At 66.9% G+C, this 11,226-nt stretch carries 8 protein-coding genes; 3 read left to right on the top strand and 5 right to left on the bottom strand.

Annotated elements, in window-relative coordinates; all coding sequences use genetic code 11:
* Positions 1-36 precede the first annotated feature (36 nt).
* Positions 37-2,073 carry a 2-oxoacid:acceptor oxidoreductase family protein gene (locus KF791_00235; protein ID MBX3730999.1) on the bottom strand — a complete coding sequence of 679 codons (2,037 nt, stop codon included), beginning with the start codon at positions 2,071-2,073 and terminating at the stop codon, positions 37-39.
* Between the two features lie 279 nt (positions 2,074-2,352).
* On the opposite strand from KF791_00235, the gene KF791_00240 reads away from it, so the two are divergent.
* Together KF791_00240 and KF791_00245 are read left to right on the top strand one after the other, a co-directional pair.
* A complete protein-coding gene (locus KF791_00240) occupies positions 2,353-3,429 on the top strand; it encodes a Gfo/Idh/MocA family oxidoreductase (GenBank protein ID MBX3731000.1) in 1,077 nt (358 codons plus the stop codon).
* A gap of 82 nt (positions 3,430-3,511) precedes the next feature.
* Positions 3,512-4,375 carry a histone deacetylase gene (locus KF791_00245; protein ID MBX3731001.1) on the top strand — a complete coding sequence of 288 codons (864 nt, stop codon included), beginning with the start codon at positions 3,512-3,514 and terminating at the stop codon, positions 4,373-4,375.
* Here KF791_00245 and KF791_00250 read toward each other — a convergent pair.
* The 3 genes from KF791_00250 to KF791_00260 all read right to left on the bottom strand — a co-directional run bounded on the left by KF791_00250 (position 4,296) and on the right by KF791_00260 (position 8,853).
* Entirely contained in the window at positions 4,296-7,196 is a 2,901-nt protein-coding gene (locus tag KF791_00250) for an MMPL family transporter (protein MBX3731002.1), read from the bottom strand. The two genes, KF791_00245 and KF791_00250, sit on opposite strands and share 80 nt — an antisense overlap.
* Positions 7,197-7,317: 121 nt before the next feature.
* The gene (locus KF791_00255) at positions 7,318-7,821 is read right to left on the bottom strand and encodes a TlpA family protein disulfide reductase (protein ID MBX3731003.1); all 504 of its coding nucleotides are present in this window, start codon (positions 7,819-7,821) and stop codon (positions 7,318-7,320) included.
* Positions 7,822-7,896: 75 nt separating this feature from the next.
* Complete coding sequence (locus KF791_00260; GenBank protein MBX3731004.1) at positions 7,897-8,853, bottom strand: ThuA domain-containing protein; 957 nt, start codon at positions 8,851-8,853, stop codon at positions 7,897-7,899.
* A gap of 228 nt (positions 8,854-9,081) precedes the next feature.
* On the opposite strand from KF791_00260, the gene KF791_00265 reads away from it, so the two are divergent.
* Positions 9,082-9,798, top strand: a complete 717-nt coding sequence (locus KF791_00265) for a pirin family protein (protein ID MBX3731005.1) — start codon at positions 9,082-9,084, stop codon at positions 9,796-9,798.
* A gap of 25 nt (positions 9,799-9,823) precedes the next feature.
* On the opposite strand, the gene KF791_00270 is transcribed toward KF791_00265, so the two are convergent.
* Positions 9,824-11,212 (bottom strand): polynucleotide adenylyltransferase, encoded by a 1,389-nt coding sequence (locus KF791_00270; GenBank protein ID MBX3731006.1) that lies wholly within the window; start codon positions 11,210-11,212, stop codon positions 9,824-9,826.
* Positions 11,213-11,226: the final 14 nt, after the last annotated feature.

Below are 11,226 nucleotides of genomic sequence, written 5' to 3' on the forward strand. Positions count from 1 at the left end.
ACGTTGAGGATAGGTGGGTGAGGGTGGTGCGGCGGGCTATTTGGCGAAGACGATCTCCTCGGGACGGGACCCGGCGGCGGTGGCATCGGGGGCCTGGATGATCTCCGAGGGGATTTCCCGGACGTCCTTCAGCCCCTGTCTCACGCAGGCCAGGTTCTCCTGGACCACGTGCTCGCCGCGCTTTCCGAAATACTTGCGGACGTACTTCTCGACCGCGGCCAGCACGGTGGCCTCGTCCATGCCCGACCGGGACGCAAAGGGAGTCACCTTGATGAAGATGCCGACGAGCACCACACCCTGCATGCGCTGCTGCAGGTCGGGATCCGTGGCGATCTCGCGGGCGATCTTGACGGTGTCGAGGTAGTACACGCGGAGCTTCTTGGTCCGGATGATCTTGCGTCCGAACGCCGGGATCTCGTCCCAGACCTTTGCGGGGTCCGTGTGGGGGCTCTGGATGAAGACGCTGCCCTCCGGGGCGATGCCGGCGAGCGGATTGCCCAGATTGAAGGCATTGACGTCGTTCAGGGGGATGAACTCGACGTGCTCCAGTTCGCTGTGGGACCGGATATGGCCGTCGGCCACGGTGAGGTAGTACGTCGTGGGCAGGCCTTTTTTCTCGGAGCCGTATTTGGGGTAGGCCTGGACGTAAAGGTTGAACAGCTCCCCAACGAAGGACGCGATGAGCTTGTTGGTGGTGACCGACCCGAAGCCGCCCACCGAATGGCCGCGCATGGAGAACGCGCCCGCGGGGCGCATGTCGGGATCCTCGGCGTCGGGCAGGGCGAGTTCGTGCTTGATGCCGACCACGCCGAACTCGCGGGGCTGCTCCGACTGCATGTTGCGCGCGATGGCGATGAAGTGACCGGCGCGCACGTCGCGCGATCCCAGGCCGGCGGCGCAGGCATAGATGCGGGGCAGGCGATGCACCTCGGGATAGGCTTGTTCGCCGCGGGACCCGTAGTGCAGGCCGATGAGGGCGTCGGCGAACGACGCCTTGATCGCCTGGACCAGCGGATTGGACTGGGCCAGCGGATTGTCCATGCGCTCAATCACCGTGAACGCCTGGACGTTCTTGAGGGCGGCCACGATCTGGGTGGCGGGGAAGGGGGCGAAGCAGGTGACATGGACCACGCCGATCTTGATCCCCGCCGTCGCACGAAGGTGATCCACCGAAGCTTGCGCGGTTTCCATCATCCCGCCCATGCCAACCAGCGCGTAGTCCGCATCCTCCATCCGGTAGCAGTCCACCATCCGGTAGCGGCGTCCGGTGGCCTTGTGGAAGGTCTCCATCGCCTCCTCCACCGCCGCGGGCACGCGGTCGTAGTAGGCCCGCTGGGCGATCTTGCCCTTCATGTAGGAATCCTGGTTTTGGACGACGCCCGACATGAGGGGTTGGCGCGGATCGAACAGGCAGCGCAGGCGCTCATTGGGATCGCCCACGTATTCCTTCATGAATGCCGTCTCCGGAAGCCGGACGTTTTCGATCGTGTGGGTGGTCAGGAAGCCGTCCTGCACGTTCAGGAACGGCGTGTCGCAGGCCTCGGCGGCCCGCCGGCAGATCAGCGCCAGATCGCCGGCCTCCTGGGCGTTGCGTCCGAAGAGGATGCCCCAGCCGCAGTCGGCGACGCTCATGACGTCGTCGTGGCCGCAATGCACGTTCAGCGAGTGGCTGGTCAGTGCCCGGGCCCCGATGTGAAACACCACCGGAAGCCGCTTCCCGGCGATGGTGTAGAGCACCTCCTTCATCAGGACGAGCCCCTGTCCGGAAGTGAAGTTCGTCACCCGGCCTCCGGCGAGGGCGAACCCCTCGCAGGTGGAGGCCGCCGAGTGCTCCGACTCGGGCTGGACGAAGTGCAGCGTGTCGCCCCAGAGGTTCTGTTTGCCGTTGGACACCTCGGTCTGGTAGCCGGTGCCCATGGTGGTTGATGAGGTGATCGGGTAGGCGCAGGCCCCCTGGGTGATGTGCGTTTCCACCCAGGTCACGGCACCGGCGCCATCGGTGCTGGTTGGGATGCCGGGATGGGGGACCGAGGAGGTCCCGGTGGCGGATTGGGTTGCGGTGCCCTGGCTCATGTGATCGAGAAAAGACGTTGAGCCGTGCGCGCGCGGCGCCGGCCGCGGGGGCGAATTCCCGCGGCGTCGCAAACGCGTACGGTGTACCCGGTCAGTTGATTCGCCCGGGACACGTCAGGCAAGCGAATACCGGCAGTTCTCAACGGCGGACCGCCAGGAAGGCCCGGGACGCTTCAACGTCCGTCGCCTCATTCGACCTCACCGGAGGCGGCGAAGCCCCCTCAGTTTCGCTTCGACACACGGCCCGCGGTCGGCACGCTGTTGCGCGACGCTATCGCCATGAAAAAGCGCACCTGGAAGATCGCCGGCATCAACTTCGACCATTTCCACATGGGGGACCTCCTGCGGTACGCCCATGAGCATCCGCACGCGGAGATCGTGGGCATTGCCGACGAGCAACCCGGGCGCATGGAGGAGGCCATCCGCAAGGGACTCGTCCGCCGGGAACAGGCCTTCACCGACTACCGGGAATGCCTCGAGACCACGCACCCCGATGTGGTCCTTCTCTGCCCGGCTGCTTCCCGGCACGGGGAGTGGGTGAAGAAGGTGGCGCCCTTTGGCCCGCATCTGATGGTGGAGAAGCCGTTCGCCGGCTCACTGAAGGAGGCGGACGCCATGGTCGCCTGCATGGCGCCCGGGCAATCGCTGATGATCAACTGGCCCCTCCAGTGGGTCGGGTCCCATCGCAAGGCCCACGAGATCGTGGCCTCCGGCGCCATCGGAGAGGTGCTCAATGTCTGGCATTTCGGGGGCAACCGCGGACCGCTGTTCCATGGGGCGGACAAGGACGAAAAGACCGCGGCGCAGGTGGCCCGTGAGAAGCCGGACTCCTGGTTCTACAAAAAGGCGCATGGCGGCGGCTCGCTGCTGGATTACCTCGGGTACGGCACGACGCTCGGCACGTGGTATCAGGGCGGGCGGCGTCCGTTGGACGTGACCGCCGTCGTGGATCAGCCGTCCGGGCTGGAGGTGGATGAGCACAGCATCGTGGTGGCCCGGTATGGCCACGGCCTATCGAAGTTCGAGACTCGCTGGGGCACCTTTACCGATCCGTGGGTGATCCAGCCGCAACCGCGTTGCGGCTTTGTCATCCTGGGGACGGAGGGGACGGTCAGCAGCTACGACTACGACGACTTCATCACCGTGCAGACGCGACGCCGGCCGAAGCCGCATCCGGTGCCGGCGCCCGCGCCCGGGGCCCCGAATCAGAACCCGGTTCAGTACTTCCTGCATTGCCTGGACCGGGGCCGTCCGCTGGAAGGACCGGTCTCCCTGCCGATCAGCCGCATCGGGCAGGAAATCGTGGATGCCGCGGTGCGCAGCGTGAAGCTGGGGAAGGCGGTCCGGCTGGCATGACCGACTGACGGACCCGGGGGCAGTTCGGGCACGCGCCGGCGGCCGGAAACCTCGCCCGGAGACCCCTGAAAAGGTGGGAGCCATGACGATCATCACCGACGCCCGTTGCACGGAGTATCACCGATCCGGTCACCCGGAGAAGCCGGCCCGGATCAGCCGGACGACCGACCTGCTGAAGTCCCAGCGGTCCCTGACGCTTCAGTGGGCGGACCCGTTGCGGCCCTCGGAGGAGCAGTTGCTGCGGGCGCACAGTCCGTCCTACTTGGTCCGGCTGGTGATCCCGCAGGATTTTGACGGGGACACGCCGTTCCATCCGGGCATTGGCGACCATGCCCGCCGCGGGGTGGGCGGGGCGCTGAAGGCGCTCGAACTGGCCCGGTCGGGAGAGCCGGCCCTCAGCCTGCTGCGTCCGCCGGGTCACCACGCCACCCGGGATCACCCGATGGGCTTCTGCTATCTGGCATCCCTCGCCATTGCAGCGCGGGAAGCCCGGGCCACGGGCACGGACCGGATCGCCCTGTTCGATTTCGACGTGCACCATGGCAATGGCACCGAGAACATCGTGGCTGCGCTGGACGGCATCGCCTTTGCATCGGTGCACCAACATCCGTGCTACCCGGGAACGGGCACTGCCGATGTCGGCGGCAATTGTTTCAATCACCCGGTTGCGCCGGGCACACCCCGTGCGGACTGGCGCCGGGAGTTGGAGCGGGCCCTCGAGCGGTTGATGGCGACGCGCCCTGCGCTGCTGGGCGTCTCGGCCGGATTTGACGCCTATGCACGTGATCCGCTGGCGAACGGCACCCTGGAGCGGGAGGACTTCCAGTGGGTGGGCGAGCGGATTCGCAAGCTCGGCATCGCGACCTTCAGCGTGCTGGAAGGGGGGTATTCGCTGGATCTGCCGGATCTGGTGTTGAGCTATTTGCTCGGGTTGGAGGGGAAGTGAGCGGCCGGGAAGTGAGGGAGAGCAGGGAGGGGAGCACCGTCAGACCGGCGATCATGCAGGCGGCCGTCCCCATCACCATCACAAACCCCAGGCTGCGGATTCCCTGGTGCTCCGCAAGCAGCAGGCTCCCAAAGCCGGCAATCGTCGTCAGTGCGGAGATGAACACCGCCTTTCCCGTGCTGCGTGCGAAAATGGAGGGGTTCCGCTCCTCGGTGAATCGGTTGAGAATGTGGATCCCGTTCGTGATGCCGATGCCGATGACGAGGGGCAGCATCATGATGTTTGCCGGATTGAACGCGAGACCGGTCCATCCCATCAGGCCGACGACCCAAAGGCTCCCGAGCACGACGGGCAGCAGGGCGAGGGCGATGCTCAGAAGGTTGCGGAAGTGGAGGCCCACGAGCAGCACCGTGGCGGCGAGGGCCCATCCGGCGGCCTCGAGATACGCGTTCCGGAGCAGCTCCGTGTAATAATACATCTGGACCGGGGCCCCGGTCACTCCGGGCACCACCGTCTGGAGGTCGCGAATGAACGCCTCCTGTGGTTCGCGCTCCCAGACGTTGCCGCGGGGATACACCTGAAGGAGCAGGCTGCCGTGGATCCCGATGAAGCGGTTTCGCAACGGGTCCGGAAGATCGGAGGCTGTCGGACTCCCGTCGGCATCCTGGTTCTGGAGGGCTCCGATCGTTTCCCTGAGGTCCTCCAGCAGGGCCACCTGGAAGCTTCCCAGCTTGCGTGTACGACGTTCCACCTCCGCGGGGGCACCTCGGAAGAGAACGGCCCTCAGGTTTCCGACGGCCTCGCGCAGACTCTCGATGGGGGGGACGAGATTGGTCCGCCCCCGGGCCGTCGCCTCCTCCGCCGCCAGGGAAAGATAGCCTCCAAGGCTCCAAAGCGTCTGCCCCAGGTCCTCAAGGTCCACCGGACGCCGGTCCGGCTCGGCGAAACGGATCGGTGCCGTGGTGGTGCCGATGTCCCGGATCAGGGGTTGCTTGATCTCGGGATCGTCCCCGAGGAACCGCGCCATGGACTCGACGGACGCCACGCTGGGGAGTTCCATCAGCCGGGTTTCCAGCGCGCGAGCTTCCTGAATGTTGGTCGCCACCACCGCCCCAAAAATCACGGACTTCTCCGCGGACGCGAGCAGCTTGTGCTCGAAGGCCACCGAGCGGATGGACGGGCTCTGCATTTTCAGCAGGTTGTAGTCGAAGCGCACCCGGGGGAGGCCTGCCGCGGCAAGCACCGTCGCCGCAGCGGCCAGCCCGAGGATCGTCCACGGCCGGTCCAGCCACAGCCGCTCGATCCGCTCCCGGAGAGGCGTCGCCCCAGCGCCGGACGTCCCGGGCACGCGAGCCGGTCCCGGGCGATCCGGTCGCAACAGCAGGGCCGGCAGCAACGTCATCATCGGCACCAGGCAGATCACGAGGCCTCCGCCGCAGATGATGCCCATCTCCCGGATGCCCCGGAACTCGGTGAGGCTCATGGCCAGAAAGGCGCCGGCGGTGGTCAGGCATCCGGTGAAGATCCCCTTGCCGGTAAACATCATGGCCAGTGTCAGGGCCTCGGGTCCGGCCCGGCCGCGCCGCAATTCCTCCTCGAACCGCGTGATCAGGTGGACACCGAAGTCAATCGCCAGGCCGATGAGCATCGGCACAAAGGTGATGGTCAGGATGTTGAGGTGTCCGACCGTGGCGGTGGCGAAGGCCATCGTGTAGGCGATGCCGGCCACCAGACAGGCCGTGGCCTTGAGCGGGCGCGACGCCTCCTGGTATCCGAACACGAAGATCACCGCCACCAGCGACAGCGCGACCACCGATGCCAGGGTCGTATCCCGCTGGCTCTGCACCATCTCATCAAAATCGAGCACCTGCTCGCCGGTCACGCCCACGTTCACCCCGGTCACCTCGGCCTCGGTGGCGGCGACCCGGTCCCGAAACTGTTCCATGGCCTTCGCATTCAGCGACTGCTGCGCGGCCTTGCGCCAGCGGGGGAGCATCCCGGCTTCCGGTTCCCCGGTTCCCGTCAATCGTTGCCAGAACCGGCGCGGAGGACTGGCATACTCCTCACGCGTCACCGGCCGCGGACGCGCCGTGACCAGGTAGATGCGGCCACCGCCCAGGGTGATGTATTTGCGGTCCTCGGCGGCGCTTCCTGCGTCGAAGAGGGCGTCCACTCCCGGGGAGGGTGGATTGCCGGGACGCGACAGGGACTCCGTGGCGCGGCGGAGGATCCGTTCGAGGGCCGGAAGCGCCTGGATCAGGCCCTCAGCCTCCCGCTCTGATTTCTGCCCGGCGGTCCGGATGGCCGTGTTCACTCCGGCGAAGAGCGCGTTGAGGTTGGAGGCGCCGGAGAACTGCTCCAGGAACGGCCGGTAATCGCCGAGCGTGTTCCGGAGCTGGGTCAGGTTCGTGGCGGGCACGAAGTGAAGCGCCTTGGGCCCCAGGACCTTCAGGTCCCCCTTGTAGAACACATCCGACAGCAGGTTCGTCGGCGACACCGCCGTGGACACCGCCGCCAGCCGTGCCGCCAGACGCTCGACGAATTGCCGGTTCTTTTCCGGATCCTCGGACTCCACGACCGCGACGAGGTCGGCCTCGGCCGGGAATTCGGCGCGGTACGCCAGGAAGTTACGGTTGTAGTCGAGAGTGCTGTCGAGCAGTGAGTTGCGGTCCATCACGAACTCGAGGTGGGTGACGGTGTACGCGGCGCAGGCGGCCACCAGAGCGACCTGGGGCCAGACGAACCACCGCGGGCGTGCGACGATGGCGCGGGCCAGACTGCGCAATCCCCGGAGCACCAGCGTCTCTGCAGGTTCGGACATGAAACGGCGGCAGGGTATCAGGAGTCCCGGGAAGTCGCGGGGGAAAACGGCGCGCCCGCCGTGAGGCGGGCGCCTCCCAGCCTGGTGGCCGGGGCTGCGGGGAAATCAGGCTGCCATCGGTTCACCGGGCCGCCAGCAGCTTCTCGATGGTGGCGACGTATTCGGCCTTCGTTCGGTCGCCACCGTAGCCTTCATGCATGGAGGCGATCCGCCCGTCGCGTCCGACGATGAACGTGGAGGGGATGCCCTGGACGCCGAGTTTTTCCGCCAGCTTGCCCTTGGGATCGCGGACGATGGGGAAGCCGGGTTTGAGCTTGTTGACGAACCGGTCCATGTCCTCCCGATCCTCATCCAGGCTGATGCCCAGCACCACGACGCCGCGGTCCTTGTACTTCTCCGCAATGTCCTTGAGCGCCGGGAACGCGGCCCGGCATGGGCCGCACCAAGAGGCCCAGAAGTCCACGAGGACGACCTTGTCCTTCATGTCGGGAAGCGTTCCCTCCAGCGCCGCCTTGGACAGATCGGGAAAGGCATCGCCGGTCTTGGGGGCCGCGAGGGCGGGCAGGACGGCCAGCAGCAGGGTGGCGACCAGGACGGGGGGCAGGAGGCGGGACATTGAGTGCATGGAGGGATGGAAGCAGAAGTGGAGCCGGGAACAACAACTCTGAGCCCGGGAGGACGGTGGAGCGGATGGCGACATTCAACGCTCCTTGGGATCCAGGTTCTGTTGCAGATCCCCGGGAGCCACGATGGAATCCACACCCCCGGCCGGAACGTCCACCTGCGCCATCCACAGAATGGCGTTGAGCACGACCTTCCGCTGGTTGGGATCACCCCAGTTGGCGTGGGTATGGCCTCCAGTGAAGCCGAAGCCGCGGCCGCCGTCGGGTCGCTCCAGCACCCACATCATGGTTTCCGGACGGCCCGAGGCCGCGATGACGTGTTCGTAGGGCCCGGCCGGCCAGACGTAAGGCCCCTTGCGCACCGCATCGGACGGGGTGGCAACCAGGATGCCGGTCAGGCCGTTCGTGGCTCCGGCCCATCGCATGTTGAAATACCACTCGTCCCGGTTGCTGAAGGGCCGGACGCCGCGGGTGACCGGGTGTTCCGGAAACGCCGCATACTCCGGGGACCACATCGGGTTTACCGAGTAGCGGTCTTCGTAATTCCCCCCGATCCAGCGTTGCATGGCCTCGGACGGATCACCCCGGGGTACCTCCACCGCATAGTGGGCGAATCCGAGCCCAACCCCCCGGGCGGCCAAGGAGTCCAGGAGTTTTAGGCGCTCCGGGACGATGGCAGGGTGTCCTCCTCCGCCGTCGCAATAGACGAACACCGCACGCACCTCATCGAAAGCGGTGGGGTCATCCACCACCTGGCCGCCGACGACGCGTGTCGGCCATCCATTGCTGGCGACCTGCACTGACACGTTGGGAATGCCCTCCAGACATTTCTGGAGCAGCAGGCATCCTGCCCGAAACTCGTGCATTCCGGCCGGATGGCTCGGCTTGCCGGCGATGAGCAGGATCCGGGCGCTCGCGGCGCCTTGCAGCGGCGACGCCGGTGCGAGTGCGAGCGTGAGTGTGAGCGCGAGCGCTGGTGCGGCGAGCGAAGTGGACAGGGCCCGCCGTGGCCCCGGTGCGGCTGCAGTCTTCATGAATTCGCCGGCAAGCGTCGTTTCGGCGAACGCGGGGGCGCAAGTGCAATTAAAATTGCGACGATTCGGGACGCTGTCCGTTGCCACCCATGCCGCATCACCACCCGCCGGACGGCCCCGTTGGGGGCTCGGCCGCCACGGGTCCACGGATGCCCTCAACTGGGCGGTCGCAGCGGTGGTGAACCAAGCATTGGCCACGCGGGGCCGGACGCGCCATATTCGGCAGCAATGGAAGCGACCGTGAATGGAATCACGATTCGGCGGGCTGACGAACGCGGCATTGCGGATCATGGCTGGCTGCAATCCCGCCATACGTTCTCGTTTGCCGATTATCATGACCCCGCACACATGGGGTTCCGCACACTGCGCGTCATCAACGAGGATCGCGTGGCGCCGGGCGGTGGGTTTGGGACGCATCCGCACCGCGACATGGAGATTTTCAGCTATGTGCTCGACGGGACCCTTGAGCATCGCGACAGCCTCGGCAATGGACGCCGGCTGCGTCCGGGACAGATCCAGCTCATGAGCGCCGGGCGGGGGGTCACCCACAGCGAGTACAATCCGTCCCCGGAGGATCCCCTGCATTTTCTGCAGATCTGGATCCGTCCTGCGACGCAAGGGCTCGAGCCCGGCTACACGGAATGGCATCCGAAACCGGACGAGGCGGCGGTCCCGAAAATTCTCGTCATCGCTCCCGACGGACGCGAGGGATCGGCGACCATTCGGCAGGATGCCCTGGTGTACCGGATCCGGCTCCAGCCAGGCCAGTCCACCACCCACGAAATCGCGCCGGGGAGGGGCGTGTGGATCCAGATGGCTTCCGGCGCCCTGACGGTAAACGGGGCGGCGTTGCACGCGGGCGACGGCGCCAGCACGGAACGTGCGGGAACGTTGCAGCTGACGGCGTCCGCACCGGTTGAGGCGTTGTTGTTTGACCTGCGGTGATCCAGGCCGGTGGGGCGGGAACGTTTTATCGGCTTCCGGAAAGCCACCCGGTCAGCCAGCGCTTCGCGCCGTCGAGGTCGCCAAATTCGCCGTCCAACTGGGCCGCGAAGGCGGCGTTGAGGATCCGGCTGAATTCCGGACCCGGGCGCAGGTGGTGTTCCAGCAGGTGGCGGCCCAACAACAGGGGCCGCGGGGCCATGGTCGCCACCTTGAGTTGGTTCGCTCGGGCTCGGAGATGCGCGAGGCCCGAGGGTTCCTCGCGCGGTCGCGGTGGGCGTCCGAAGGCGTCCGCGGTGATGACGGTCATCAGGTCCTCAAGGGTTGCAGGTGCCAGGCGTGCGGCGAGTCGCCGGACTCCGCGTTCCGAGGGTTCCTGCAGGTGCGCGAGGTGATTCACGACGAGCGGAAGAACCTGGTTCACCAACCCCTCTGGTGCCTGAAGGCGTGCCAGGAATGCCCGGGCCAGGGGGCCGCCCGCCGGTTCATGCCCCGGCGAGACGATGCGCATGCGACCCTCCCGGGATTCCTCCCGAGTGCAGCCTGGTTTGGCGAAGTCGTGGCAAAGCACGGCGAACACGAGGATCCGGCGCCGGGTGGCATCGCCATTCCGCCATCCGGGGAGGGTCGCGAGTGCATCAAGGCAGTGGAGGGTATGGGTCCACACATCCCCCTCGGGATGCCACTCGGGGTCCTGGGGCACGCCGATCAGGGCCTCGAGTTCGGAATAGTGCACGAGCCAGCCCGAATCCCGAAGCCAGCGCAGGCCTGCCGAGGGCAGGGCGGAGCGTTCGCTCCACTTGAACCATTCCTCGCGGATGCGCTCGACCGCCAGTTCGCCGTGCCGGTGCGCGATGCCGCGGCAGAGCGCGAGGGTTTCAGGGGCGCCGGTGAGGCGGAAGCGTCCGGCGAACTGCAGGCCGCGGACGACCCGCAGCGGATCCTCGTCGAAGGCGGGGCTGGTATGGCGCAGCACGCGAGCCCGGAGGTCCGCCTCGCCGCCGAAGAAATCGAGCAGTTCCCCCCGGCGGACGTGCCACATCATGGCATTGATCGTGAAGTCCCTTCGGGCGGCGGCGTCACGGGGCTGCAATCCGGGGTCGAATGCCACGTCGAAGCCCCGGTGCCCCTGAGCCACCTTGGAGTCGCGACGGGGAAGGGTGAAATCGTAGGTTTCGCCCGGCGCCACCGTGAGCTTGGCCACGCCAAAGGACCGTCCGACGACATCCACGCGTCCCCAGCGACGCAGCGCGCTGACCAGCCGTCCGTAATCGAGCCCGAACACCTCAATGTCGAAGTCCTTGCTGGGAATGCCGAGCAGGCGGTCGCGGACGCATCCGCCCACCAGGCAGGCCTCCGCAAATTCGGGGGTCCCGGCGAGGACCCGCTGCAGCGGGGGTGGCGGCCAGTCGGTCATGGGCGGGCAATTCG

This window comes from Verrucomicrobiia bacterium, from assembly GCA_019634635.1.
Taxonomy (GTDB): Bacteria; Verrucomicrobiota; Verrucomicrobiia; order Limisphaerales; family UBA9464; genus UBA9464.